Annotated in this window: 23 protein-coding genes and 1 other RNA gene; 9 read left to right on the top strand and 15 right to left on the bottom strand. The window is 59.1% G+C overall.

Going from position 1 to position 25,114, the window contains the following annotated elements:
- Positions 1–51: 51 nt before the first annotated feature.
- From ACXAH3_RS13815 to clpS, 6 genes are all read right to left on the bottom strand, one after another.
- Positions 52–501, bottom strand: a complete 450-nt coding sequence (locus ACXAH3_RS13815; RefSeq protein WP_474862672.1) for a MarR family winged helix-turn-helix transcriptional regulator — start codon at positions 499–501, stop codon at positions 52–54.
- A 61-nt stretch (positions 502–562) separates the two neighbouring features.
- Positions 563–1,069, bottom strand: a complete 507-nt coding sequence (locus ACXAH3_RS13810; RefSeq protein ID WP_474862671.1) for a hypothetical protein — start codon at positions 1,067–1,069, stop codon at positions 563–565.
- 3 nt (positions 1,070–1,072) lie between these two features.
- Entirely contained in the window at positions 1,073–1,963 is an 891-nt protein-coding gene (hemF, locus tag ACXAH3_RS13805; protein WP_474862670.1) for an oxygen-dependent coproporphyrinogen oxidase, read from the bottom strand.
- 94 nt (positions 1,964–2,057) lie between these two features.
- Entirely contained in the window at positions 2,058–2,885 is an 828-nt protein-coding gene (locus ACXAH3_RS13800; RefSeq protein ID WP_474862669.1) for an SDR family NAD(P)-dependent oxidoreductase, read from the bottom strand.
- Positions 2,886–2,931: 46 nt separating this feature from the next.
- Positions 2,932–3,921, bottom strand: coding sequence for a class I SAM-dependent methyltransferase (locus ACXAH3_RS13795; RefSeq protein WP_474862668.1), 990 nt, complete (start codon positions 3,919–3,921; stop codon positions 2,932–2,934).
- 21 nt (positions 3,922–3,942) lie between these two features.
- A complete protein-coding gene (clpS, locus tag ACXAH3_RS13790; protein WP_474862667.1) occupies positions 3,943–4,281 on the bottom strand; it encodes an ATP-dependent Clp protease adapter ClpS in 339 nt (112 codons plus the stop codon).
- 398 nt (positions 4,282–4,679) lie between these two features.
- On the opposite strand from clpS, the gene ACXAH3_RS13785 reads away from it, so the two are divergent.
- A complete protein-coding gene (locus ACXAH3_RS13785) occupies positions 4,680–6,203 on the top strand; it encodes a D-alanyl-D-alanine carboxypeptidase family protein (RefSeq protein WP_474862666.1) in 1,524 nt (507 codons plus the stop codon).
- 18 nt (positions 6,204–6,221) lie between these two features.
- On the opposite strand, the gene ACXAH3_RS13780 is transcribed toward ACXAH3_RS13785, so the two are convergent.
- From ACXAH3_RS13780 to ACXAH3_RS13760, 5 genes are all read right to left on the bottom strand, one after another.
- Entirely contained in the window at positions 6,222–7,829 is a 1,608-nt protein-coding gene (locus tag ACXAH3_RS13780) for an ABC transporter ATP-binding protein (RefSeq protein ID WP_474862665.1), read from the bottom strand.
- Positions 7,826–8,932 carry an ABC transporter permease gene (locus ACXAH3_RS13775; RefSeq protein ID WP_474862663.1) on the bottom strand — a complete coding sequence of 369 codons (1,107 nt, stop codon included), beginning with the start codon at positions 8,930–8,932 and terminating at the stop codon, positions 7,826–7,828. The genes ACXAH3_RS13780 and ACXAH3_RS13775 overlap by 4 nt, the downstream gene beginning before the upstream one ends.
- Before the next feature lie 2 nt (positions 8,933–8,934).
- On the bottom strand, positions 8,935–10,020 hold the full coding sequence (locus tag ACXAH3_RS13770; protein WP_474862662.1) for a microcin C ABC transporter permease YejB: 1,086 nt from the start codon (positions 10,018–10,020) through the stop codon (positions 8,935–8,937).
- Between the two features lie 40 nt (positions 10,021–10,060).
- Positions 10,061–11,959, bottom strand: a complete 1,899-nt coding sequence (locus ACXAH3_RS13765; protein ID WP_474862661.1) for an extracellular solute-binding protein — start codon at positions 11,957–11,959, stop codon at positions 10,061–10,063.
- Positions 11,960–12,136: 177 nt separating this feature from the next.
- Positions 12,137–12,685, bottom strand: a complete 549-nt coding sequence (locus ACXAH3_RS13760; RefSeq protein WP_474862660.1) for a c-type cytochrome — start codon at positions 12,683–12,685, stop codon at positions 12,137–12,139.
- A 119-nt stretch (positions 12,686–12,804) separates the two neighbouring features.
- On the opposite strand from ACXAH3_RS13760, the gene ACXAH3_RS13755 reads away from it, so the two are divergent.
- Positions 12,805–13,638 carry a prephenate dehydratase gene (locus ACXAH3_RS13755; protein ID WP_474862659.1) on the top strand — a complete coding sequence of 278 codons (834 nt, stop codon included), beginning with the start codon at positions 12,805–12,807 and terminating at the stop codon, positions 13,636–13,638.
- A gap of 19 nt (positions 13,639–13,657) precedes the next feature.
- Here the strand turns inward: ACXAH3_RS13755 and ACXAH3_RS13750 are convergent, their stop codons facing one another.
- Positions 13,658–14,119, bottom strand: coding sequence for an SRPBCC family protein (locus ACXAH3_RS13750; RefSeq protein WP_474862658.1), 462 nt, complete (start codon positions 14,117–14,119; stop codon positions 13,658–13,660).
- A 37-nt stretch (positions 14,120–14,156) separates the two neighbouring features.
- Positions 14,157–15,119 (bottom strand): NAD(+) diphosphatase, encoded by a 963-nt coding sequence (gene nudC / locus ACXAH3_RS13745; RefSeq protein ID WP_474862657.1) that lies wholly within the window; start codon positions 15,117–15,119, stop codon positions 14,157–14,159.
- 200 nt (positions 15,120–15,319) lie between these two features.
- Here nudC and ACXAH3_RS13740 point away from each other — a divergent pair, with 200 nt between their 5' ends.
- The 3 genes from ACXAH3_RS13740 to rsgA all read left to right on the top strand — a co-directional run bounded on the left by ACXAH3_RS13740 (position 15,320) and on the right by rsgA (position 18,605).
- Entirely contained in the window at positions 15,320–17,158 is a 1,839-nt protein-coding gene (locus tag ACXAH3_RS13740; RefSeq protein WP_474862656.1) for a bifunctional 2',3'-cyclic-nucleotide 2'-phosphodiesterase/3'-nucleotidase, read from the top strand.
- A 37-nt stretch (positions 17,159–17,195) separates the two neighbouring features.
- Positions 17,196–17,293: signal recognition particle sRNA small type (gene ffs / locus ACXAH3_RS13735), an RNA gene on the top strand.
- Positions 17,294–17,573: 280 nt separating this feature from the next.
- Complete coding sequence (gene rsgA / locus ACXAH3_RS13730; RefSeq protein WP_474862655.1) at positions 17,574–18,605, top strand: ribosome small subunit-dependent GTPase A; 1,032 nt, start codon at positions 17,574–17,576, stop codon at positions 18,603–18,605.
- Positions 18,606–18,696: 91 nt separating this feature from the next.
- Here the strand turns inward: rsgA and ACXAH3_RS13725 are convergent, their stop codons facing one another.
- Positions 18,697–19,182: a phosphatase domain-containing putative toxin gene (locus ACXAH3_RS13725; RefSeq protein WP_474862654.1), complete on the bottom strand. Its 486-nt coding sequence runs from the start codon at positions 19,180–19,182 to the stop codon at positions 18,697–18,699.
- A gap of 112 nt (positions 19,183–19,294) precedes the next feature.
- Between ACXAH3_RS13725 and ACXAH3_RS13720 the strand changes: the two genes are divergently transcribed.
- From ACXAH3_RS13720 to recR, 4 genes are all read left to right on the top strand, one after another.
- Positions 19,295–19,672 carry a YidH family protein gene (locus ACXAH3_RS13720; RefSeq protein ID WP_474862653.1) on the top strand — a complete coding sequence of 126 codons (378 nt, stop codon included), beginning with the start codon at positions 19,295–19,297 and terminating at the stop codon, positions 19,670–19,672.
- Between the two features lie 81 nt (positions 19,673–19,753).
- On the top strand, positions 19,754–21,526 hold the full coding sequence (locus tag ACXAH3_RS13715) for a DNA polymerase III subunit gamma/tau (RefSeq protein WP_474862652.1): 1,773 nt from the start codon (positions 19,754–19,756) through the stop codon (positions 21,524–21,526).
- 67 nt (positions 21,527–21,593) lie between these two features.
- On the top strand, positions 21,594–21,938 hold the full coding sequence (locus ACXAH3_RS13710; protein ID WP_246928790.1) for a YbaB/EbfC family nucleoid-associated protein: 345 nt from the start codon (positions 21,594–21,596) through the stop codon (positions 21,936–21,938).
- Positions 21,939–22,535 carry a recombination mediator RecR gene (recR, locus tag ACXAH3_RS13705; RefSeq protein ID WP_474862651.1) on the top strand — a complete coding sequence of 199 codons (597 nt, stop codon included), beginning with the start codon at positions 21,939–21,941 and terminating at the stop codon, positions 22,533–22,535.
- An 8-nt stretch (positions 22,536–22,543) separates the two neighbouring features.
- On the opposite strand, the gene ACXAH3_RS13700 is transcribed toward recR, so the two are convergent.
- Positions 22,544–25,075, bottom strand: coding sequence for a DUF4175 domain-containing protein (locus ACXAH3_RS13700; protein WP_474862781.1), 2,532 nt, complete (start codon positions 25,073–25,075; stop codon positions 22,544–22,546).
- Positions 25,076–25,114: the final 39 nt, after the last annotated feature.

Below are 25,114 nucleotides of genomic sequence, written 5' to 3'. Positions count from 1 at the left end.
CGCAAAGCCGGGGGGCTGTCTGCAATAACGCTCCGTCAGACGTGGCGAAGATCAGCTTTCAGCTGAATTGCCCGGCTCGAGCCCGTTTAGCATCGTAAGCACAGCTTCGCGAAAACCAGCGTCTTGCGCGCCCAATAGCTGGGTCAACCGCGCTTCATAGCTATCAGCAATCGGCGCCAGCGCCTCGATCATCGCGCGTCCTTTGTCGGTCAGGCTCAGCTCGACCAAGCGCCGGTCGCTGGGGTTGACGGTCTTGGTGATATAGCCCGCCGCCTCAAGCCGCGTCGCAGCGCGGCTGACTTTGGGCTTGTCCATGTCCACACGCTTGTGGATCTCGCGCACGCTGACACTGTCGGCTTGGCTTAGATGCGCCACGACACGCCATTCGGAAACCGAGATTCCATATGCTTCGCGATAGTGTTTGGAAAATTCCGCGCTGACGCGGCTGGACAAAACAGCAAGCTGATACGGCAGGAAATCGTCAAGTTTGAAGGTCGTCACGCATAGGCCTTTCGTTTCTTTCCCAACAACTTGCCCTGAGTGCGCCCACATGGCAAGCGGATCAAATCAATGGATCATAGGCCCATTGCAAAAGCGCCTGGCGCTGGCGTGGGCGGCAAAAAATGTCACCGGGATAGCAATTTGCACGAATTTGCCCGGCGTGACGTGCGAAGGCGCGCCAGCGTTTGATCTGGGCCGCGTCAATCTCGGGCAGGCGACGGCCCATGTAATAGCGGCAGTACCATTGGAACCAACCGCGCGGGTCGGGGCCGATGATCCAGCCTTTTTCGCGCCAGACGGAAATTGGCTGACGGCTTTTCACACCGAAGTAATTGACCCCTGCATCGGGGTGCTTGGACAGCTTGGCACCTTCAAACCAACTGGCGGGAAACTCGTTCCGACAATCGTTCAGGTATTTGCCCTCGAAGACGCCCATGGATAGCATCTCGGCCGGGGAGTGGTGCGGGGTAAAGCCCGGGTCGAAATCCTCGCCCGTAGGTGCATCCAGCCGGTAGGTATAGCCCGATTGCATCCGGTCATTGACGTGGATTTCATCGCCAACTTGCAAGTCTTACACCCACTTTGCCATGGGCGGCAGGCTCATCAGGACAGCATTGGCGTCATGCCCTGTTGCCAAGCCAAATTTGGTGCCACGGTCATAGACAAGATTATATTCGGCATAGAGCCCGCGATGCACAAGCTGTGTGTCCTTGTCGGCTTCGTCCCACGGCGTATTGCGGCGCTTTTCGGTCACCGGAACGAAAGCAGGCAGGAAGGCGCGGCCAATGTCTTGGGTCAGGGCAAAATCCGTTTCCCAATCTCCGGTATTGCGGTCATCCATAAAAATCCCGCCAACCCCACGGGCACGGCCACGATGGGGGATATAGAAATACTCGTCGGCCCATTCCTTCAGCTTGCCATAAAGCGTGGGGTCATGGGGCTCCAGGTGATCTTTCTGCACATTGTGGAAATGCGCGGTGTCCTCGTCATATTCGATGCAAGGGTTCAGGTCCGAGCCGCCGCCAAACCACCACGCGCCGGGGGTCCAAAACATGCGGGTGTTCATGTGCACCGCTGGGCAATGCGGGTTTTGCATATGCGCGACAAGCGAAATTCCCGAGGCCCAGAAGCGCGGATCATCCTCGATCCCCGGAACGCCACGTGCGGCCATCGCTTGCTGCGCGGGCTTTCCAAGCGTGCCGTACACGGTCGAGATGTTGACGCCTACCTTTTCGAACACGCGGCCACCGCGCATGACGCTCATCATTCCGCCGCCTGCGTCCGAGCCATCATCCGACTGACGGGTTGTTTTGGTGACCTCGAAGCGGCCGGCAGGTTGGTCCGCCATTGGACCTTCTGTCTGGCTTTCTTCCAGCGCCTCAAACGCGGCCACGATCTGGTCGCGAAGCTCGTGGAACCATTGGCTGGCGCGGGCTTTTTGATCGGTCATCTGGTTGGTCATCGGGGCTCCGGGGTCTATTCGAACAGCTGTCCTGACCAGCTACCAAAGCTGGGCGGGTTTGGCAAAAGGCAGGATGTCGCGCAGGTGCTTGCTGTCAGTGTGCAGGGTTGCCCACCGCGTCCAACAGGCTTCGTCCGCCGTCCACCTGCAAAATATGGCCTGTCATAAAGCTGGATCCTTCCGATGCCAGGAACTGCACCGCATCCACAATTTCCGAGGCCGAAGCGATTCTTCCCAACGGTGTGCCCTCGATGATGTCATCGCGTGTTTCGGGTGCTTCACGGATCGTGTTGCGCAAGCTGGCGCTCATCAGCGACGCGAAGGATACTGCGTTTACGCGAATTCGGTTCGGGGCCAGTGCCACGGCCAGCGATCGGGTCATCTGATCCACTGCTGCCGAGGCAATGGAGTACCCCATCAGACCCGGCTGAGTGCGGGTTGCGGCGAGCGAAGACAGATTGACGATCGCGCCCAATGGCGTTTCGGTATCGTCTTCGTTCAAATCATTGCCCTGCAGGATCATGCGTTTGGCCACCAATTGGCTTAGCCGTAGGCCGGTCATCAGGTTCTGATCCAGAAGGGTCGCCACCGATTGGTCATCCGTGTCCAATGGATCGGCCAGTGCCACCTGACGCGACGCATTTACCAAGATGTCGACGCGTTCAAACGCATCAATCGTGGCTGATAGCAGGTTCGCAATGGTCAGCTTTTCCCGCAGATCACCTGCGAAAATGCGTGTGTTTCCGGCGTCTTCGCTGTCTTCGTCGGGGTTTGGCCCCCATTCGTCCAAAAGTCCGGCCTCGTCCATGTCCGCGCAGACCACATTGGCCCCGTGATCGGCGAAATGCCGAGCGATGGACAGGCCAATGCCGTTGGCGGCGCCGGTGATGATGGCGGTTTTGCCTGCGATGTTGAAAGACATGAGCTCTCCTGTCTCTGGGCGATTCCCCGCGCCAGACTAGCGGATGTTATTGCGCCGCGCGATGAGGTTTCAGACCCGCCAAAAGCTTGAAGCCTGGCGTGCCACCCAAATCCTCGACCACGCGGAAATATTTAGCCAGCGTGTCTTCGTAGGGCAGGTGGCGATTGGCGACCATGACGAAGCGTCCTGAGGGTTTCAGGATGCGCGCCGCCGACTGGATGAAGGCTTGCCCCAGCTCGGGTCGGCCGGCGCGGCTGGTGTGAAAGGGCGGGTTCGAGATCACCACGTCATAGGGTTGATCCGGGGTAAAGGAGGTCGCGTCGTCCCATAGGAACCGCGCGCGGGGGTCTTCGATTTTGCGACGGGCGCAATCCAGTGCGACCTTGTCAGCCTCGATCAGGTCTAATGCCTCGACACCTTCACGCGATAGGATGTGGCGCGACAAGAATCCCCAGCCCGCGCCCAGATCGGCCACGCGGCCGTTGATTGCGTCGGGCATGACAGCGGCCAAAACCTCGGATCCCTTGTCGATCTTCTCGGCCGAGAAAACGCCCGGGCGGGTGATGAATCCGTATTCTAGGGTGATGTCTTGGGCTTCCCACTCGGGCGCGTCGAGCCCTTGGAACCAAACGATCTTACCATGCGCCTTCGACAGGTTGCCCAGCAAGTTCGCACACTTCTTAAGTGCCTTCAGATGGCTGTCCATCCCGTCGGTCTTTTGTCCATCCAAAATGACCAACCCGCCACCCGTCGCGCGATCCGCAGCATGAAGCCATGCCTGCGCCAGCGCCTTTGACCGAGGCGCACAGATCAGCGCAGCGGTGAAACCTGCGTTGGGCAGGTCGCTGACAACCTCGTATCCGCGGGCAGTCCAAAACTGCACATCGGGATAGAAGTGGCTGTAGATCGTCACGCGATCCTTCGGCAGCGCAAAGATATCGTGATCTGGCGTTGGGCCGATCACCAGAATGCTGCCATCATCGGGCAGTGCAATAAGCCCTTCATCAAGGGCAATGGTCAAACGAGTTTGCAGCATCTCAGGCCCCGCGCGCGGCTGTCATTCCTTTTCCATGGTGCATTGCAGCGGGTGCTGGTGTTCACGTGCCAGCTGCATCACCTGAGTGACCTTGGTTTCGGCGATCTCGTACGAGAACACGCCCGCCACGGCCAGACCTTTCTTATGTACGGTCAGCATCAGCTCGAACGCTTGCGAGTGATTCAGGCCAAAGAAGCGTTCCAGCACCATGACAACGAATTCCATCGGCGTGAAATCGTCGTTCAGCAGCAACACCTTATACATCGGCGGGCGCTTGGTTTTGGGTTTGGTTGCTACCGCAAGACCAGCGTCACCGTCATCATCGGGACCGCCCGAGGACAGAAGGGGGGATGTTGTCATGTCGACATCGCTCCGTGGGTTGCAATCAAAGGCATCCGGAACACACAATATAGGGCTTGTCCGTGCCGTGAAAAGGGGCAGGGCGCTGTGCATCCGGGACCGCTCATACAAAATGAGGGCGAAGTTCTCAACATTTGGTTTTTGCTGTTAGTGAACAGGCAAAAAAACCGCCGGCCATGCGACGGTCTTAGCCCCCCGCCTGATGCGCAGATCTAGTAATTCAGCGTCCACGAAGATCTATATATTGGGGGTGGGCGCTCTGCGTGACCCACAAGACACGCCTCAAGTCTTTGAAAATAAGGTGTTTCCGAAACCCATCCCGCGTGCTAGCGTGAAAAAAACAAATCAGCTGGGCGAAAAAAGATCCGGCGATTGAGGCAGAAAAGGTAACCGTCGTGATGACGCGTTTGAAGCAGTTAGCCCAGCTTGGGCTATTTCTCGCAGTTATTGGCTGTTTGACAGTGATTGTGCCCGCGCGCGCAAATGCCGCGCCCTATGCGGCAATGGTGATTGACGCACGAACGGGCAAAGTTTTGCATTCCCGAAACGCGGACACCCGCCTGCACCCGGCATCCTTGACCAAAATGATGACGCTCTACGTCGCGTTTGAGGCCATCAAGCATGGTGAGATTTCGGCGGACACTGTCGTGACCATCACCAGCAAAGCCTCGGCCGAGCCGCCGTCGAAGCTGGGGCTGCGCACGGGTCAGAAGATCAAGCTGCGTTACCTGATACGCGCTGCTGCGGTGAAGTCTGCGAACGATGCAGCGACTGCGATTGGCATTGCCATTTCGGGGTCCGAGGCTGCGTTTGCGCGCCGCATGAACCGCACCGCCAAGGCGCTGGGCATGACGCGGACGCATTTCAAGAACGCGCATGGTTTGACCGAAAGTGGTCATTTGTCCACGGCACGAGATATGACGACACTCGGCCGTCACCTGTTCTATGATCACCCGGAATACTATAACCTGTTCTCGCGTCGCTCGACCCATGCGGGCATGAAGTCTGTCAACAACACCAACCGCCGTTTTCTGAATAGCTATAAAGGTGCTGATGGTATCAAAACCGGGTTTACGAACGCTGCCGGGTTCAACCTTGTGGCCTCGGCCGAGCGTGGACAGGAACGGATTATCACCACAGTATTCGGTGGTCGCTCGACCGCCTCGCGCAACGCCAAAGTGGCCGAGCTGATGGATCTTGGTTTCCGTCGCGCGCCAAGTCGGGCCACCGTGCGCAAGCCTGCTTTGCCTGCCTATGCTGGGAATGTGGGCGGCTCTGGCACGATGGAGATTGACGAACCCGGAGGGGCTGGCAAGACCATTCGTCTTGTCACCGCCGTCAAACGCAGCCCGCGACCTGCGCCTCGTCCCGTTGCGGCGCAAGAACCTATCGCCGACACGCAATTGGCCAGCCTGACAGACAGCATCAAAGATGCCGTTGCAGCGGTCGTTACCGAAGAGGCACCCAAGGTGCCCGAAGCTGAAGCCGTTGCTTTGGTGCCGGCGATCGAAACCACACCAGTGCCCGAGGCCGTGCAGCCCTTTGGCGGAGAGACCACCGTGAAAACGGCTGCCATGGCCTCGCCCCCGCCACGCCCGGCGACGATCATACTGACCTCGCTTGAACCTGCACCGAAACCCGCCGAGGTCGCGCCTGAAATCGTGACCCGCATGTCCACTTCGGGCGGGCGCCATTATGCAATTAACGTTGGGGTTCTGGGCACACGCTATCATGCGGAACGCCGCCTACTGAAAACCGCCCTGCGCGAGATTGATACGCTGGACGAAGCCCTGCGCAAGGTCGTCAAACGCTCGGACGGCTGGCACGCTAACTTTGTCAGCCTGACCGAAGATCAAGCTGATCTGGCCTGCCGTCGCCTGAACGCGCGCAACACGAGCTGTAAGGTGCTTGGACCTTCCTAATAGGTGGCCTGACCTGATTTACTGAGACACCGCGTCGCTGGCCTTCATATCGAAGGCCGCGGCCATCAGCGCGCGGGTATAGTCCGTCGCGGGCGCGTCAAAGATCTGGTCCGCGTCGCCGCTTTCGACAACATCGCCTGCCCGCATCACCAGCACCTTGTGGCTGAGCGCGCGGACCACGCGCAAGTCGTGCGAGATGAACAGATAAGCCAGCCCGTGCTTCCGTTGCAGGTTGCGCAGAAGTTCGACGATCTGCACTTGCACGGTCATATCCAGCGCCGAGGTCGGTTCGTCCAAAACCACTAGCTTCGGGCGCAGGATCATGGCGCGGGCAATCGCGATCCGTTGACGTTGCCCGCCTGAGAACTCGTGCGGATAGCGGTGCATGGTTTTGGGGTCTAGCCCGACCTCTTCCATGATTTCCGCCACCATTTCACGCCGGTTTCGGCCGGGCTCTAGCCCGTGGACGGACAGACCTTCGGCGATGATTTCCTCGGCGGTCATGCGCGGGGACAGCGAGCCATAAGGGTCTTGGAACACGATTTGCATGTCGCGGCGTAGCGGTTGCAGTTGGCGTGACTTCAGCCCCTGAATGCCGTCGCCCATGAAGACAATCGGCCCGTCCGAGCTGATCAACCGCATCACGGCCAGCGCCAGCGTAGTCTTGCCGGATCCGCTTTCGCCCACGATGCCAATGGTCTCGCCCGCGCGGACGTTGAAGGTCGCGGCGTTCACCGCCTTGATGTGTCCGACGGTGCGGCGCATTAATCCGCGCTGAATGGGGAACCAGATGCGCAGGTTTTCAGCGCTCGCGATTTCAGGGGCGTCAGCGGGGACAGGATCTGGACGGCCATGTGCCTCGGCCCCTAGAAGCATTTTCGTATAGTCATGCTGCGGGTTCTCGAACACCTCGGCTGTTGGGCCGGTCTCGACAATCTCGCCGTCTTTCATGACGCAGACGCGATCTGCGATCTTGCGCACGATGCCAAGGTCGTGGGTGATGAACAGAAGGCTCATCCCCTCGCTTTCCTTGAGGTCCGCCAGCAGGTCGAGGATCTGCGCCTGAATGGTCACATCCAGCGCCGTGGTGGGTTCGTCTGCGATCAAAAGCTCGGGCCCATTGGCCAGCGCCATGGCGATCATCACACGCTGACGTTGCCCACCGGAAAGCTGGTGCGGATAGTTCTGCAGGCGTGTCTCGGCGTCGCGAATACCGACTTTGTCGAGCAGCTCCAGAATGCGGGCGCGCACGGCGTCGCCGGTCAGGCCCTGATGGAGCTGGATAGATTCCGCCATCTGCTTTTCGATCGTGTGGAGCGGGTTCAGGGATGTCATCGGCTCTTGGAAAATGAAGCTGATGTCGTTGCCGCGCACATCGCGCAGATCGGACTTGGACGCGCCGATCATTTCGCGCCCTTCATAGGTGATCGACCCTGTAACCTCGGCGCTGTCCGGCAGAAGTGACACGGTGGACAGGGCGGACACGGATTTCCCCGACCCGCTTTCGCCGACCAAGGCTACGGTTTCACCTTTCTCGACGTTGAAGCTGATCCCGCGCACAGCGGGGTGGCTTTGTCCGTCCTGTCGGAAGCTGACGCTCAGGTTGTTGACGGTCAGAAGGCTCATTGGAAGGTCTTTCTTGGGTCAAACGCGTCCCGCACGCCTTCGAAGATGAAGACGAGCAGCGACAGAAGGATCGAGAAGGTCATGAATGCGGTAAAAGCCAGCCACGGGGCTTGCAGGTTCTGTTTCGCCTGCCGTGTGAGTTCGCCGAGCGATGGGGCAGAGGACGGAAGGCCAAAGCCAAGAAAGTCCAGCGTTGCCAGTGTCGAGATCGTGCCGGTGATGATGAAAGGCAGCATGGTCAGCGTGGCGACCATCGCGTTGGGCAGCACGTGGCGGAACATGATCACGCGGTTTGACACGCCAAGCGCACGGGCGGCGCGGACGTATTCGAAATTGCGGGCGCGCAGGAACTCGGCCCGGACCACGCCGACCAGTGCGGGCCAGCCGAACAGGACGGTTACGAAGACCAACAGCCAGAAACTTCGCCCTAGGATCGCGAAGAGGATGATGATCACGTAGAGCGATGGTGTCGAAGCCCAGATCTCGAGGATCCTTTGGAAGATCAGGTCGATCCAGCCGCCGAAATAGCCCTGAATGGCCCCCGCCGTAATCCCGATGATCGAGGTCAGAACCGTCACAACAATCGTAAAGAAGACCGATAGACGGAAGCCATAGATCACCCGGGCCAATACGTCGCGTGCCGTGTCATCCGTTCCCAGGACGTGTTTTGCATCCGGGGCGCTTGGGGCGGCGCCGTCAACGTCATTGATCGTCGTATAGCTGTATGGAATCGGCGGCCATAGAAGCCAACCTGTGTTGATCGGTTCACCCTCGACCGTACCTGTCTCGGCCTCGGTGATCACGCCTTCTGGGTCGTCCCAGCAGGCCTCGGAGCCTTGGGCGATGATCAGGCACTGCACTTCGATATCGCCATAGACTGCTTCGGTCTTGAAATCGCCTCCGAACGCGGTTTCCGGATAAAATTTGAAGACGGGAGTATAGAAGCCACCGTCATATTTCACCAAGATGGGTTTGTCGTTGGCCAAAAGCTCGGCGCAGAGGGACAGGCCAAACAGGATCGCAAACAGGATCAGCGACCAAAAGGCGCGGCCATTGCGGCGGAAATTGCGCCAGCGGCGTTGGTTGAGGGGGGAAAGCGCCATGATCAGACCTCGCGCCCTTCAAAGTCGATGCGGGGATCGACGAAGACATACATGAGGTCCGACAGGATGCCGACCAGAAGGCCCAAAAGACCAAAGACGAAGAGCGTGCCAAAGATCACCGGATAGTCGCGGGCCAAAGCAGCCTCGTATCCCAGACGTCCCAATCCATCGAGCGAGAAGAGCGTTTCGATAATCACCGAGCCGCCGAAAAAGACACCCAGAAAGACCGATGGGAAGCCTGCAATCACGATGAGCATCGCGTTACGAAAAACATGGCCGTAAAGCACGCGGTTCTCGGCCAGACCTTTGGCGCGGGCGGTCACGACATACTGTTTCTTGATCTCATCCAGAAAGCTGTTCTTGGTCAGCAGGGTCAGGGTTGCGAAGCTGGCAATCGTGGAGGCCAGAACCGGCAGAGTGATGTGCCAGAAGTAATCCACGACCTTGCCCCACAGCGACAGATCCTCCCAATTGTCGGATGTCAGGCCGCGCAAAGGGAACCATTGCAGATATGATCCGCCCGCAAACAAGACCAGCAGGAGGATTGCGAACAGGAAGCCCGGAATGGCATAGGCCACGATGATCATGCCTGAGGTCCAAGTGTCAAACTTCGAGCCGTCCCGCACGGCTTTCTGAATGCCCAGCGGGATCGAGATCACATAGGCGATGACCGTTGACCATAGCCCCAGCGTGATCGACACGGGCATCTTTTCGGCCACCAGTTCGAAAACTCCAATCGACCGGAAGTAACTTTCGCCGAAATCCAGTCGCATATAGTTCCAAATCATCGTGAAGAAGCGCTCAAGCGGAGGCTTGTCGAAGCCGAATTCTTTCTCAAGCTCGGCAATGAATTCCTCGGGCAGGCCACGTGCGCCAAGATAGCTTTCGTCGCCACCACCGGCAGCCTCGATCCCAGCATCGCCCCCGCCCGAGATCGTTTCGAACACATCCCCGCCGCCTTCCATCTGGGCGATGATCTGCTCGATTGGGCCTCCGGGTACGAATTGCGTCAGCGTGAAATTGATCACCATGATCCCGAACAGGGTCGGGATGATCAAAAGCAGTCTTCGCAGAATATAGGCGCCCATATGCGGTCCTTGGATTTGTGCTCGTTTTTGCCGGGGTTGCCTACTTCAACACGCCCGCCGATTTAAGTGCCTCGGCCTTTTCTGCGTTTTGCCACCAGAAACTTAGCGTGCCAAGGGCCAAGGGCGGAATTGGGTCGGGGTGTTCGTACATATCGTAGTAAGCGACTGTGTGCGCGTCTTTGTACCATTGCGGAATGGTCAGGCGCTTGGACAGCAAGACACGGTCTATCACCCGCGCGGCAAGCTTCAGTTCATCCAGCGTTGTTGCCTGCGTCACCAGCGGCAGTATTGCGTCGATGGCAGGATCCGCCAGACGCATAACATTGCGCGAGCTGTCGTCTGCGGTGCGTGAATGGAACCATTGTTCAAGATCCGCGCCCGGTTCAAACGACATCTGAATCGTGTCCGTCGTCATGTCAAAATCGCCCGCCCGCAGACGCTCGACATATTGTGGAATGTCGACCCGTTCGAGCTTGGCATCCACACCAAGACGTTTCATGTTTTCGACAACAGGATTGATAATCCGATCGAAGAGCGGGCTGTAGGTCAGAAATGTCACGCTTAGCACTTCGCCATTGCGCCGGCGTAGCCCATCATCACCACTTTCCCAACCAGCATCATCCAGCAAGGCGCTTGCTGCACGGTATTGGCGACGCGACGGTTGATTGCTAGCCGCATCATGGACCGGAGGTGCGACGACCTCGTCCGTCAGGATGCTGGCGTCCAGAAGACCTTGGTCAACGAAGGGCTGAAGCAGGGCGACCTCTTCGGGGCTGGGCGCACCGGTAGCCGCCATATCTGTTCCGGGCCAGAAGCTGTTTACCCGCGTATAGAGCCCGTAAAACAGTGCTTCGTTGGACCATTCGAAGTTGAACATATACCCAAAGGCTTCGCGAACGCGTGGGTCTTGCCAGTTCTCGCGAGACAGGTTGAACACAAAGTTTTGCGACGACCCCACGGTTCCATCTGGAAGTTCGGCTTTAACGACATGGCCGTCTTTCAGATTTGGAAAGTCATAGGCAGTCGCCCAAAGGTTCGACGAATTCTCGGTTCGGAAGGTATAGGCCCCGGCTGTGAAACCTTCCATCGCGGCAGTGGCATCTGCGAAATAGACGGTTTTGACCGTGTCGAAATTGTTCTGCCCGATCTGAAGCGGATGATCTGCGCCCCAATAGTTATCAGAGCGGACATAATTCACTTCGCGACCATAGTCGAAGTCACCCAATACATATGGGCCGGTCGACATGAACGGGGCGTCTGAACGATCGTCAAGCTGCGCACCGGTTTCCTCGAACCATTTTTTCGAGAACGCGGGAGTTCCGCCTGCAAAGCTGACACGCTCGGCGCGTGGCGCGGCGTCGGCGAACACAAACTTGATTTTGCTGGGCGACAGAACCTCGACGTGGTCAATATAGACCTTCACACGCTCGCGGTACTCTGCGATTCCCTTTTCCAAAAATAGGTTGAAGGTAAACTCGATGTCTTCGGCCGTCAGCGGTGTTCCATCCTGAAATCGAACATCGTCGCGCAAGTTGAATATCACCCAAGCCAAGTCGTCCGGGTATTCAAGCGTCTCACAAAGAAGGCAGTACATCCCATAGGGGTCGTCGGCGGTGGCGACCAGAACACTTTCGTGACCCAACGTGGTGTTGGCTGCGGGCCGTCCTTTGCGGGCGTACAGATTGAAGCTGTCAAAGCTGCCTTGTGACCACAACGAGATCTCGCCCCCCTTCGGCGCGTCCGGGTTCACATAGTCCAGATGTTTGAAGTCTGGCCCGTATTTCAGCTCGCCAAAGTTAGAGTAGCCATGACTGACGGTTGTTTCTGCTTTCGCCGCGAATGGTGCCAGCGCCAGCACAAGCCCGGTAGCCATACCAAGCCCCAGCGTCAGGGCGCGATTGTCAGGTCGGGCAAGGGTCTTTGTTTGTGCGTCGCGCATGGCGTCACCTCCGATGATCAGCGGATTTCATTGATGCGAGTAAAAAGGGCTGCCCGGTAACATTCAAGGCGCGAATTGGTGAACTGGGCGTTAATCGGCCGTGCGCCGCCTGAAAACGCGCAACGAAAAAGGCCGCCCGGAACCGGACGGCCTTGGAATGTTTCACCGAAGGGACGCTTAGCCGCCGATGGTGGCCAGATACGCAACCAGATTGGCGCGATCATTGTCTTTCTTCAGGCCCGAGAACGTCATCTTGTTGCCCGGCGCGAAGGCTTTCGGGCTGGCCAGCCATTCGTTCAAGGCGTCGATGGTCCAAGCATCGGCGCTCATGCCGGCCAGAACATCCGAGTAGCCGAAGCCGCTGACGCTGGCGATCGGGCGGTCGATCAAGCCATAAAGGTGCGGGCCGGTGCCGTTCGCGCCGTCTTCCAGCTTGTGGCAGGCTTTGCACTTGCCCCAGACTTTCTCGCCTTTGGCGACGTCGGCTGCTGCTACCAGATCCGCGAAAGGAACGGCTTCTTCGGCTTCTTCTTCTGCGTGGCCTTCATCTGCTGTTGCGATGACATAGCCAGTGGCGGCTGCGTGTGCCTCGTCGCCATGGTCAGCGCCATGTGCGCCGCCGCTGGTGTTGTACAGGGCGCTTCCCGCCCAGTTGCCCAGCAGGAATACCAAGAGCGTGCCAATAACCGCACCGCTCGCTTTTGTAAGTGTCATTGTGTCGAACATGTCGCGTTCCGTCTCATCCAAAGTCAGAAGCCTTCTAGCCGCTTCCCATGTATGTTTTCAAGCGATATGACGCGCGACTAATCGTCCTTTAACGCTAACCCGCAGGGAGGGTCCTCAAAATGACCAGCCGAATCGCCTTTCAAGGAGAGCCAGGCGCCTATTCCCACGAGGCATGTCAGGCCGCCAGACCGTATATGGAAGCCATGCCCTGCGAATCTTTTGATGATGTCATCGCCGCAGTGCGTTCGGGTAAGGCAGATCAGGCCATGTTGCCGATCGAAAACACAACCTATGGCCGGGTTGCGGATATTCACCGGCTGCTGCCGGAAAGCGGGCTGCACATTCTGGACGAGGCTTTCGTGCGTGTCCGGATCAGTCTGATGGGACTTCCGGGGGCAAAGATTGACGACATCAAACTGGTGCGCGCCCATCCGGTTCTGCTGCCGCAATCGTCGAACTTTCTGAAGCTGCATGGAATGCGCGGTGTTGGGGCTGCCGACAGCGCGGGCGCTGCAGCGCATTTGGCCAAGACAAAAACGCCGGGTGAAGGCATTTTGGCATCTGCCCTGGCAGCTGAGATCTATGGCTTGGATCTGCTTGCCGAAGATGTCGAGGATCACGGCCACAATACGACCCGCTTTGTCATCATGGGGCGTGAGCCCAATCTGGAGCGGCGTGGCGAACACGGTATGATCACCACGTTCGTTTTTGAAGTCCGCAACATCCCAGCCGCGCTTTACAAGGCGATGGGCGGGTTTGCGACCAATGGTGTGAACATGACCAAGCTGGAAAGCTATATGGTCGATGGATCGTTCACTGCAACACGGTTTTACGCAGATATTGACGGCCATCCAGAAGATCGGGGCGTTCAGCTTGCGCTGGAAGAACTGGCCTATTTCACCTCAACGCTGGATATTCTTGGGGTCTATCCCCGCGATCCGGCCCGCGACTAACGGGAACTATCGGGTCTGATCAAGCCCGATAGCGTGCCTCGATCGAGGCGGCATATTCCGAAACGCGTTTGCGGAAACGGCGCAGCATCGTGGTGCGTGCCAGTTTCAGGGATTGGATCAACAGCCGTGCCGGGATGGTCTTGGGGCGCATGTCTACGCTCAGCGACATGCGGGTTCGGGTACGGGACAGGGCCATCAGCTCGATGTCCACATCCGCATTCAGGCCCGCGATCTTCGACCAGATGCGCAAGTGGTTGGGGCGATCAAACTGCTCGACCTTGATGTCTGCAACCCGCTGGCGACCACGATACGAGAACTTAGCTTCCCAGCTCATCCCTTGACCGGGGTGGGGCATCGTGTCGGTGCGACGCACTTCGGCACCGCGACGCAGAGCGGCCAGCTCGAAACCTTCGAAATCGGTGACGGCATCGAACACTTGTTCGATTGTCGCTTCGATGTCTTCGTGGGTCTTGATTTTCATCAACCGCTCCTACCGCTTACATTGCAGCAAAATGGGGCTAGTCCAGCCGATCCGCAAGCCAGTTCTGCATTAAAAAATGTGCTATTGCACCCTTTCTGGCGGGTTTGACCGCGGGATTGCGCCCAGCGAAAATGTCCAACATATCCTCGCGCGTGACCCAGATTGCGTCGGCCAGCTCGGCGGGGTCCAGCTTGATCTCGGTCGTGGAGGCGTGCCCCCACGTGCCGACCATCAGGGAAGAGGGATAGGGCCAAGGCTGCGAGGCCAGATAGCCAACCGGCCCGACCTTTACACCAGCTTCTTCGAACACCTCGCGTCGCGTCGCGGCCTCGATCGTTTCGCCGGGTTCCACGAATCCCGCCAGAAGGGAATACATGTCTTCGGGCCAACCCACACCGCGCCCCACCAAAACCGAATTTCCATGAGTGATCAGCATGATCACCACTGGATCCGTGCGCGGGAAATGCGAGCGACCACAGGCATCACAATTGCGTTGCCAGCCAGCCATGGTGACATGGGTTTTCGCGCCGCAATTGGCGCAGAACCCGTGAATGCGGTGCCATTCCAGAATGGACCGCGCAGTGGCAGCGACTTCGGCCTCGTCGGGGGTCAGACCCGCCATAGTGGCACGCAGCTCGGCAAATCCAAAATCCTCGGGCAGGTCGGGATGGCGTTGAATGCTTTGATCTACGAACATTGTCGGGTCTGGTAAATCGCCCTGTGGTTCCCATCGCGAAACATCCAGTGCAAACAAGGGTGTTTCGTTCTGTAAACCCAAATAAACACGCGGCGCGTCAGCGAAATCCGCCGGCAGGGCGTCTTGGGGCAGATATACCAGATCCCAGCCCTCGGCCTCGGGGCGCAACAGGATCTTCCCGCGCCACAAAGGCAACAGCTTGGCCCGCTGGGCGAGCACCTTCAGCCTTTCCGGATCTGCGCGGGCCTCGGCATCCCTGTTCAAATTGCCAGCGGCAAAGGTGACCTGTTCGGCGATTTTCATGCGGGTGCTGTCCTGTGTTTATGCGTTGCGCCGCACGCTAGCAGAGCAGTCCTCACTGTCCAGATTGGAATCTTGCCGCGATCGGGCCATTAAATTGACATCATACAACGCGAGATTGAGTTAAAGCGCAAACACACGCCCTAAAGGCGGTGGGTGTTTTGGATGGGTTCGAGAGGCGATAAAAAGAAAGTGACAAGGGGATGAGGCATTTCGTTCAAGATCCAATTACGGATCAGGGCGTTCGAGTGAATCTGCGCATTTTAGCAACCACAGATTTGCACATGAACATCCTACCCTATGATTACCATGCTGACAGAACGGTCGGGGGATGGGGGATGTCACACACCGCCAAGCTGATCGACGCCGCGCGAGGCGAGGTGGCGAACTCGATCCTGTTGGACAATGGCGACTGCCTGTTTGGCTCGGCGCTGGGCGAAGGGCAATCTTTGGAAACGCGCGACGAATTGCATCCGATGATCCGGGCGATGAATCACCTGAACTATGATGCGATGAACCTTGGCAATCACGATTTCGACCAAGGGCATGAGGCGATGTTTCGCTCGATTCGAGGGGCCGGGTTTCCGGTGCTGACTGCGAATGCAGATTTGCCGGAAGAAACGGACCAGTCGCACATCCAGCCCTATGTTCTTTTGCGCAGGACGGTCGAAGACAGTCTTGGTGGACTGCATGATATTACCATTGGTGTGATTGGCTTTCTGCCTCCGAAGTCTCTTAACCAAGCCAAGATCAAGACCACGGATATTCTCGCTACAGCGTGCCACTATGTTCCGCAAATGAAGGCGTTGGGTGCGGATGTGATCGTGGCTTTGGCGCACAGCGGAATGGGCGCGGAAAGCCACAGCCCGGATATGGAGAACGTGCTGCATCCCCTGTCCCTTGTGCCCGGCATTGATGCTTTGATCGGGGGGCACACCCACCAGGTCTTTCCCGCCATCGGCGCCGAGGTGGACGGCTTTCTAAACGGGGTGCCGACCGTGATGCCGGGCTTCTGGGGGTCGCATCTGGGGGTGATCGACCTTGCCATCGACCGGCGGGATGGGAACTGGACGGTTTGCCATGGTTCGGCGCGCCTGAAGGCGGTCCCGGACGAGGTCACGGGCAATGGCCTTGCAAATGGCGCGTTCGAAGCCTTGTTTACGGACCTTCACAACAACACCTGCTCGGCGATGCGTGCGCGGGTTGGGGAAACGATTTCCCCCCTGAACAACTATCTGACGCTTGTCGGGGCAGACAGCGCGACGCGGCTTGTTCAGGAGGCGATGTTGGACCACTCGCATTTGTGCAAAGACGCGTTGGACTTGCCCGACCTTCCGGTTCTTGCAGCCAGTGCAGCCTTCAAGTCGGGTGGATTTGGGGGGCCGGATTATTACACGGCGCTTCCTTCTGGGCCGCTGACACAGAGATCCTTGGCGGATCTTTACATGTTTCCCAACAGCTTTGCCTTGGTGAAGGTGACCGGGGCGTTTTTGCGCAACTGGCTTGAGCGGTCTTGCAGCATCTTCAATCAGGTTTTGCCGGGGCAGAAGGCCGTCCAGCTGAAGGATGACGGGGTGCCGGGCTATATCCATGAAAGCGTGTTGGGGCTGACCTATCAGGTCGATCTTGCGCAACCGGCGCGGTTCACACCTGCCGGAGAACTGGCCGATCCCGATGCGCGTCGCGTTCGGGCGCTGCGCCATGATGGACGCCCTGTGCGGGATGATGATGAATTCCTTCTGGCCACCACCGACTACCGCGTGTTGGGCGGGGGAAATTACCCTCTGCCAGATTCTGCGGACGTGCTGCCGGTTGCTCCGATTGAGATTCGCCACCTGCTTGCGGACTATGTGGCCAATCGTGGACGGATAGACATCGATGCGGCCCCGATCTGGCAGTTCCATCCAGTGCGGGATGCGTCGGTCTGGTTTCGGTCCTCGTCCGAAGGGCTGACGTCGGTGCGGGATTACCCATGGCTTCGGTTCGACGTTCTAGAGCCGTGTGACGAACGTGGATTTACCTGTTACGAGCTTGCGCTCTGAGGCTTGCATCCCTTAGCGCAGCCTCATATATGAAGGGCGAGAGGTTGGCGCGGGTAGGCGCCTCGCCAATCTGGTCAGGTCCGGAAGGAAGCAGCCACAACGAGCCCCGTCTGGGTCGTGTTCAGCCTCTCACCAAGCATCAAATCCGCAGGATTTGATGCCCCGACAGGCGAAACTTGTTTCGCCGAGAGGGACAATTACCCGACCCACGAAACTCAGTTTCTAGCAGTCGGACCCAAGCCCGCGCGGCCTTCCAACAATCGGCCACGCATACGAACGGAGGGATTTTATGAGTGTCGTCACCGCCTTTCAGGCAGGTTGTCGCCCGTCGGAGTGATCCGGCCCTGCCTGAACCCATGCACCCAACGCCGCGCCTGCGCGACGGGTGATCCTTTGTGCTAAATCAGGCAGACCAATGACATTGACACTTATGGACCTTGGATGGTCCACATCCTTCGAACAGGCGCGTGCCGAACATACAGACGCGCTGACCCCTTACCGACTGACCGAAATCCACCGTGCGCAAATGGCTGCGCTGGGTGAAGGCGGTTCTGCAACTTTAACCACGCCGAAGTTTTCGGCAGGAGAGCTTGCTGTGGGCGATTGGGTTCTGGCGGACCCGGAAATGCGAATTCAGCATATTCTTGATCGACGTTCGCTGCTTCAACGGCGTGGCGCAGGCACTGATGCGCATGTGCAACTGATCGCAGCTAACGTGGATACGCTGTTCATCGTCACCTCGTGCAACGACGACTTTAACATCGCGCGGCTGGAGCGCTTTCTGGCGCTTGCGCACGAGGCCGGGTGCTATCCGGTTCTGGTGCTGACCAAGGCGGACCTGTGCGATGATCCGCGCGAGTACGAACGTGAAGCGCAAGTCTTGGACCCAATGCTAACCATTCTGACCGTTAACGCGCGCGATCCTGAAGGTGCGGCTGCAGTCGCTGCTTGGTGCAAAGCACCGCAGACCGCCGCCTTTATTGGTTCATCCGGCGTAGGGAAGACCACGCTGACCAACGCGCTGACGGGCGGCGACGCTGCCACCGGCGGGATTCGCGAGGATGATGCGAAGGGTCGGCACGTGACGACGGCGCGGTCAATGCGGCCGATGTTGCAGGGTGGATGGATCATCGACATGCCGGGCATGCGCGCGCTGCGTCTGATCGACACGCGCGATGGTATCGATAATGTGTTCGACGATCTCGCCGAGCTGGAAGCGCAATGTCGCTTTTCAGATTGCGCCCACGAGACCGAACCGGGGTGTGCCGTGCAGGCAGCCATCGCGGCGGGGGAGCTAGATCTGGAGCGTCTGGATCGTTGGCTGAAACTGCGCAAGGGTGAGAAGAAGAACTCGGAAACTGTGGCGCAATCGCGGTCGCGGGAAAAGAAGTTCTCGAAGATGGTGAAAGGTGTCGTGAAGGGCGCGAAGCACCGCAAAGGGCGGTAGAGCGCTTCGCGCGCAATTGAGGCGTTGCCCCCTGTGAAATCCCCGCGGGATTTCACATTCCCCCAGGATATTTTGAACAAGGAAATGCGGATTAGCGGCTGCTGGCCCAGTCTTTCTGCGCGTCGGTTTCGACGGCACAGGGTCGGGCGGCGCGTAGGCGGGTAAGGGCTGTGGAGGGTTCTTCCCCGGTTTCGCACAGGATGCGCAGAAGCATCATGCCGGACCGCCCGCAGCCGCCTTTGCAGTGGGCCAGTACTTTGCCGCCTTGAGCAAGGATCTGGTGGGCGTGGGGTGAGACCCTGTCCCAGCTTGCGATGATCTTATCCGAAGGCGCGCCAAAATCGTTGATCGGCAGATGATGCCAGATGATGCCTGCTTGCGTCAGGTTCTGACCCAGGTCTGTGGCGCCAAAGCTGTCCATCTCGCGCTCGGTGGTCATGGTAAGGACCATGTCGGGCGACCATTTGAGCAAGGTCTCTAGATCCTCGCGGTAATCTCCGCTTCGGCCGGGTAGGGGGCAGATGCCTAGGGTGCCGTTTCCGGCGGGAAGGTTGGTGATGGGAAAAAGTGGCTCCATGGGATTGGCGTAGCATGGCGCATTCTTTGAACCAATGACCATTCGAACCGGAAACAACGTCACGGCTTGTTAAAAGGTCGCGCGGTCTGAACGAACGATGTAGGATCAGACTATGGCTGATCACAAAGACAAAAACGCTGAAGAAAATGCTGAAACGCGCACGCGCTGGGCTGAGGATCGTACAATAATGGCCAATGAGCGTACGTTTTCGGCTTGGATGGGAACGGGTCTTGGCGCGGTTGGTGTTGCGATTGGTCTAAAGGCTGTGTTCGGATCATTCGATCCGACATGGGCGGCAAAACTGGTTGCTACACTTTTCTTGGCAGCGGCGATTGTGATCTATTGGGCTGCACAGCGACAGGCTTGCGCAACACTAACGCGGCTTTCTGACAATGACGCAGAAGCCATGCCGACAAAATCGTTTACACGCCTTGCAACATTAATGACTGTCGCCACCATCGCGGTCGGGGGTATTTTGTGGGCGCTGTGATCTTCTGCGCTTCTTTAGTGGACCCCCGCCCATCCTCGCTTTAGGCTTTGCTGACACTACGAATCCCAACAAAGGCCGATGATGAGCGATATCACTCCTGAACCTTCGCAAGCCTCTCAACCCTATCAGGTTCTGGCGCGTAAATACCGCCCTGAAACCTTTGCCGATCTGGTCGGGCAAGAGGCAATGGTCCGCACGCTGAAAAACGCGTTCGAGGCGGACCGGATTGCGCAAGCGTTCGTGATGACGGGCATTCGCGGAGTTGGAAAAACCACTACGGCGCGGATCATCGCCAAGGGCATGAACTGCATTGGCCCGGACGGGCAGGGTGGCCCGACGGTCGAACCGTGTGGCGAATGTGAGCACTGCGTTGCCATCGCCGAGGGGCGGCATGTGGATGTGATGGAAATGGACGCTGCATCCCGCACCGGGGTTGGCGATATTCGCGAGATCATTGAAAGCGTGCATTACCGGGCAGCCTCGGCCCGCTATAAGATCTACATCATCGATGAGGTTCACATGCTGTCGACCAGTGCGTTCAACGCACTGCTGAAAACGCTGGAAGAACCCCCAGCGCATGTCAAATTCATCTTTGCGACGACTGAGATTCGCAAGGTTCCGGTGACGGTCCTTTCGCGCTGTCAGCGTTTTGACCTGCGCCGGATTGAACCCGAAGATATGCTGTCGATGTTGCGCCGGATTGCCGATGCGGAAAAGGCCGAGATTGCGGATGATGCATTGGCGTTGATCACGCGGGCCGCCGAAGGGTCTGCTCGTGATGCGCAGTCGCTTTTGGATCAGGCTATTTCGCACGGAGCTGGTGAAACTACTGCAGACCAGGTGCGCGCCATGCTGGGGCTTGCTGACCGTGGCCGGGTGCTCGATCTGTTCGATATGATTCTGAAGGGCGACGCAGCGGGTGCGTTGACCGAGCTGGGTGCGCAATATGCCGACGGGGCCGACCCGATGGCGGTGCTGCGCGATCTGGCCGAGGTCTCGCACTGGGTGAGCGTCATCAAGATCACACCGGAAGCGGTCGAGGATCCAACTGTATCGCCCGACGAACGAAGCCGTGGGCAACAGATGGCACAGGCTTTGCCGATGCGCGTTCTTGCCCGTATGTGGCAAATGCTTCTGACTTCGATCGAAGAAGTAGGCCGCGCGCCCAACGCGATGATGGCGGCGGAAATGGCGGTCATTCGACTGACACATGTGGCTGATCTGCCATCTCCGGAAGAACTGGTGCGCAAGTTGAAAGATACGCCCACGCCGCCCGCAGGGCCGGGGGGCGGTGGCGGAATGCCCGCTGGTGGTGGCGCGCCGATTGGCGCGCCAGCCATGTCTACGCAATCTATGCCCTCGGGGTCAGGGGGTGGGGCGACCGCATTGGCTGTGGCGGCGGATGCCGAAACCTCGCTTGCGCGCTATGCGCGGTTCGAAGATGTGGTCGAGTTGATCCGAACCAACCGCGATGTAAAGCTGCTGGTCGAAGTCGAGGGTGGGGTGCGGCTGGCCTCGTACCAGCCGGGACGGATCGAGTTCACACCATCTGCCGACGCCCCGCAAGATTTGGCCGCGCGATTGGCGCAGCGTTTGCATGGTTGGACTGGGGTGCGCTGGGGCGTCACGCTTGTGAACGGGTGCGAAGCGCCGACGATCACCGAAACGCGCGATGGCGAAAAACTGGCACTGGAGGAAGAGGCAAGCGCACATCCCTTGGTGCAAGCCGTGATCGCATCGTTCCCCAAGGCGCGCATCACCGAAATCCGTTCCGCCGAGGACATGGTGCAGGAAGCCGCCGAAGAAGGTCTGGCCGAGGTCGAAGACGAATGGGATCCATTCGAGGAAGACTGACCGCCGCCTTGTAACCGGCGCGTGCCGCCCGTATCTAATTTCTAAGTGGAAACAGTAGGAGCATCAGATGTTCAAGGGTTTGGGTGGTCTCGGCGATATGGCCGGGATGATGAAAAAAGCGCAGGAAATGCAGACCAAGATGGCCGAGATGCAAGAAAGCCTCGAGACCATGACCGTGGTTGGCGAAAGCGGCGCTGGGCTGGTAAAGGCAACTGCAACGGCCAAGGGTGTGCTGACGAGCCTTGATATCGATCCGACTATTTTCAATCCGGATGAAAAGGAAGTGGTCGAGGATCTGATCCTTGCCGCGATCAAGGATGCGCAATCCAAAGCACAGGCCCGCTCGGAAAGCGAAATGTCGCGTCTGACCGAAGAATTGGGACTGCCCAAAGACATGAACCTGCCGTTCTAAATGTCCGAAGCACCGCGCGATATCGAAAACCTGATCGAGTTGATGGCGAAGTTGCCGGGGCTGGGTCCGCGTTCGGCTCGTCGGGCGGTGCTGTATCTGATCCGCAAACGTGCGTTGGTGTTGACGCCTTTGGCGGATGCGATGCAGGAGGTAGCCGAGACTGCGCGGGAATGCGTGACCTGCGGTAATGTCTCGACCTCGGATCGCTGTGACATCTGCTTGTCGGAAAAACGTGCCACAGGCGAGATCTGCGTGGTCGAAGACGTGGCCGACCTGTGGGCGATGGAGCGCGCGGGTCTGTTCAAGGGACGTTATCACGTGTTGGGCGGAACGCTGTCTGCATTGGATGCGGTCGGGCCCGAAGATCTGGGCATCCCGCGTTTGGTTCAGCGAGTCGTGGATGACAATATCAGCGAGGTTATCCTCGCCCTGAATGCCACGGTCGATGGACAGACCACCGCGCATTACATTGCTGATGAATTGGAAGGCCGCTGTCTGGTGTCATCCCTTGCTCAAGGCGTCCCCATCGGGGGTGAGCTGGACTATCTGGACGAGGGCACAATCTCGGCTGCGTTGTCCGCGCGCAAACGGATGTAAGGCATGGATCAGAACTGATCTAACAGCCGTTCAAGATAGTCGCGCTCCAGCTCGGGACGGTCCGGTTCGCCTGATCGCTTGCGCAATTCCTGCATCAACTCTTCTGCACGGCGATATGTCTCGTCCGTTTCGCCCAACGGGTTATCGGTCTGATTGGCCCCACCCCGCCCGTTTTGGCTACGGCCCAAAGGATCTTGGGTCGAGGCACTGTCGGTATCGCCTGGATTTCCACCCTGCTGACCTTCCTGCTGCTGCTGGTTTGCCATTGCTTCGTCGAACTGCCGCAACCCCTCGCGCATGGCTTCCATCGCGTCGGCCTGTTGGTTCAGCGCTTCGGGAATGTCGCCCTGTTCGAGCGCATCAGCGGCCTGCCCCATAGCGCGCCCGGCCTCGTCCAGCGCGTCGCGGGCGGCTTGGCCTGCGGGATCACCTGCCCCCGGCAGGTCGCGACGTTGGGCGTCCAGCTGATCTTGCAAGGCGCGCTGTCGGTCGGCAAGGTTGGTGCCGGGGTCGTCGCTCCCGCCGCCTTGGCTTTCGGGGCCTTCCTGCCCCCCGCCTTCGCCGTTCTGACCCTGTTCGCCGCCAGATCCATCATGGCTTTGCCCGCGTCCCTGACCACCGTCGCGCCCTTCGTTGTCTTCGCTTTCCCCGGCTTGCGATCCCTGTCCCTGACCCTGTTCCTGAAGATCACGGAATGCGCGGTCTGACAGACCCTGTTGCTGGCGCATGGTTTCGCGCAGGCCTTCACGGGCGTTTTCGCCGGGGCGCTGGCCTTCGCCACCACGCTGGGCCTGCATGTTTTCCATCATCCGACGCATCTGGTCGAGCATCTCCATCGCCTCTGCCGTCTTGCCTTCGCGCATCAGCTCTTCGATCCGGTCCATCATCGCGTCCATGTCTTCCTGCGTGAGTTCGATCGCGTCGCCAGATTGCGGCGCGTTCGGGTCGGCCTCGGGCGCCTGCTGTGCCAACTGGTTCAGATAGTCTCGCATCGCATCCCGAAACTCGTCGAGCAGTTCTGCCAGTTCTTCGGGCGTCGCCCCGTCGCGCATGGCTTGTTCCAAACGGCGTTGGGCCTCTTCCATGCGGGCGCGAGCATCGTCCAGCTGTCCGTCTTCCAGTTCGACCGCGATGTCCCACAGGACCTGCGCAATCTCGTCGCGCAGTTCAGTTGGCAGGCCGTCTGCGACATTGGCAAAGGCCAACCCGGCCTCGAGCCGCCTTATTGCGCCGCGCAGTTGCAGATAGATGCCTTCGGGCAGATGCAGATCCTCGGGATAGACCAGCGTGGCGCGCAGCACTTGAGACACTCGGCGGGCATTCGCGCGGTTCCACAACAGATCGCGGCGCTGTTCGACCAAGGCCTTGGCGAAGGGGTTCAGAAAGCGGCGTGCAGGCAGGATCATCGGATAGGGCTCGCTTTCGCCGATCTGTCCTGCGCCGTCACGGGCGATGAAGGTCAGCGTCACCGGAAGGCCCGCGAAGGGATGCTCGATCAGGCTTTCTTGCAAGGCAGCTTCGATCAGGGTCCGTGCGCCGCGATAGGGCAGGGGCAGGTCCACCGTGACCTCGGGCCGGGGCTCTGGATCTGTGGCCAGACCGTACAGGCGCGTCACATGATCAAGGGCCAAGTTCAGGATGACTTCACCGCCTGTTACGCCGTAGTCATCCGTGGCGACGAAGCCCAAGGTGAACTCTCCGTTTAACTGCCGCGTCAGGGGGCCATTGGGTCGAATGGTGGGTGGTGCATCCTCAAGCGCGGTCAGAGTCCAGGCGCGTGTGTTCGGGCCGTCGATGGTCAGGGTGCCGCTGCGGGTGATCCGCTGAGTTATGCTGGGGCTTGGTCCAGCATCGGTATCCAGAACCGTGCCCGCGATGGTCAGCGCCGCTGGGTCTCCGTATCGGCGCAGGGTCAGACGGCTGTCCTTGGGGATGGTCAGGGCACCGTCGGGTTGGTCATCAAGGTAGAGGCTGGGCTGCCCGGTATGGGATGGCGGCTCAATCCAACCTTCCCAACTGGCGGCAACTTGCGCTGCAGCACCGTCTCTACCAGTAAGCGGAGCCGTATTCCACGGGCCAAACCCGATGGCCAGCGCCGCGCCGGTCGCTGCAATCAGGCGCAAAGCATAGGGATCTTTTCGCGCCACCCGCAGGTCAGGTGCAACGGCCTGCACATCGTCCAGACGCGTAAGCATCCGGTCCTGATGGGCCTGCCACAGCTGGGCCGAGGCCGCATCATCCGCGCCCGTCGCCTGATCATCTTGAAGCGTTGCAATCGGGTGGCCGGTCAGGCTGCCATCCAACCGCCTTAGGGCATTCCCGGATGTTGGCCAGACAAAGCGGCGCGCGGCCAGAGCAAGGCAGGCCAGCGCAGAAAGTCCCAGTAGTGTGGGCATCACCCAACCCTGCAATCCACCGAATCCCGCCAAAGCAATCGCGGCCAGAACCGCTGTCGCCAGCGGCCAGCCAACCTGCCAAAGCCTTTCCAAAACCATCCCGCCCCTTGTCAAAGCCAAGGGCCAACGAAGGCGCTTTTGCACCTTTTGGGATAGGTCGGGCCGGGTCACCGGACCTGTGGG

Source organism: Aliiroseovarius sp. ABM4_368, assembly GCF_056161205.1.
The sequence above is the reverse complement of the archived record's forward strand: the minus strand, read 5'-3'. Positions and strand labels throughout refer to the sequence as shown.

What these genes read in the sequence shown, in the direction of transcription:
- clpS (WP_474862667.1), bottom strand. Translation starts at nt 4,281, where the DNA reads ATGACAACATCCCCCCTTCTGTCCTCGGGCGGTCCCGATGATGACGGT.
- ACXAH3_RS13715 (WP_474862652.1), top strand. Translation starts at nt 19,754, where the DNA reads ATGAGCGATATCACTCCTGAACCTTCGCAAGCCTCTCAACCCTATCAG.
- ACXAH3_RS13780 (WP_474862665.1), bottom strand. Translation starts at nt 7,829, where the DNA reads ATGAGCCTTCTGACCGTCAACAACCTGAGCGTCAGCTTCCGACAGGAC.
- ACXAH3_RS13755 (WP_474862659.1), top strand. Translation starts at nt 12,805, where the DNA reads ATGACCAGCCGAATCGCCTTTCAAGGAGAGCCAGGCGCCTATTCCCAC.
- ACXAH3_RS13800 (WP_474862669.1), bottom strand. Translation starts at nt 2,885, where the DNA reads ATGTCTTTCAACATCGCAGGCAAAACCGCCATCATCACCGGCGCCGCC.
- hemF (WP_474862670.1), bottom strand. Translation starts at nt 1,963, where the DNA reads ATGACCAACCAGATGACCGATCAAAAAGCCCGCGCCAGCCAATGGTTC.
- recR (WP_474862651.1), top strand. Translation starts at nt 21,939, where the DNA reads ATGTCCGAAGCACCGCGCGATATCGAAAACCTGATCGAGTTGATGGCG.
- ACXAH3_RS13740 (WP_474862656.1), top strand. Translation starts at nt 15,320, where the DNA reads ATGAGGCATTTCGTTCAAGATCCAATTACGGATCAGGGCGTTCGAGTG.
- ACXAH3_RS13785 (WP_474862666.1), top strand. Translation starts at nt 4,680, where the DNA reads ATGACGCGTTTGAAGCAGTTAGCCCAGCTTGGGCTATTTCTCGCAGTT.
- rsgA (WP_474862655.1), top strand. Translation starts at nt 17,574, where the DNA reads ATGACATTGACACTTATGGACCTTGGATGGTCCACATCCTTCGAACAG.
- ACXAH3_RS13795 (WP_474862668.1), bottom strand. Translation starts at nt 3,921, where the DNA reads ATGCTGCAAACTCGTTTGACCATTGCCCTTGATGAAGGGCTTATTGCA.
- ACXAH3_RS13760 (WP_474862660.1), bottom strand. Translation starts at nt 12,685, where the DNA reads ATGTTCGACACAATGACACTTACAAAAGCGAGCGGTGCGGTTATTGGC.
- ACXAH3_RS13750 (WP_474862658.1), bottom strand. Translation starts at nt 14,119, where the DNA reads ATGAAAATCAAGACCCACGAAGACATCGAAGCGACAATCGAACAAGTG.
- ACXAH3_RS13775 (WP_474862663.1), bottom strand. Translation starts at nt 8,932, where the DNA reads ATGGCGCTTTCCCCCCTCAACCAACGCCGCTGGCGCAATTTCCGCCGC.
- nudC (WP_474862657.1), bottom strand. Translation starts at nt 15,119, where the DNA reads ATGAAAATCGCCGAACAGGTCACCTTTGCCGCTGGCAATTTGAACAGG.
- ACXAH3_RS13765 (WP_474862661.1), bottom strand. Translation starts at nt 11,959, where the DNA reads ATGCGCGACGCACAAACAAAGACCCTTGCCCGACCTGACAATCGCGCC.
- ACXAH3_RS13710 (WP_246928790.1), top strand. Translation starts at nt 21,594, where the DNA reads ATGTTCAAGGGTTTGGGTGGTCTCGGCGATATGGCCGGGATGATGAAA.
- ACXAH3_RS13770 (WP_474862662.1), bottom strand. Translation starts at nt 10,020, where the DNA reads ATGGGCGCCTATATTCTGCGAAGACTGCTTTTGATCATCCCGACCCTG.
- ACXAH3_RS13720 (WP_474862653.1), top strand. Translation starts at nt 19,295, where the DNA reads ATGGCTGATCACAAAGACAAAAACGCTGAAGAAAATGCTGAAACGCGC.
- ACXAH3_RS13725 (WP_474862654.1), bottom strand. Translation starts at nt 19,182, where the DNA reads ATGGAGCCACTTTTTCCCATCACCAACCTTCCCGCCGGAAACGGCACC.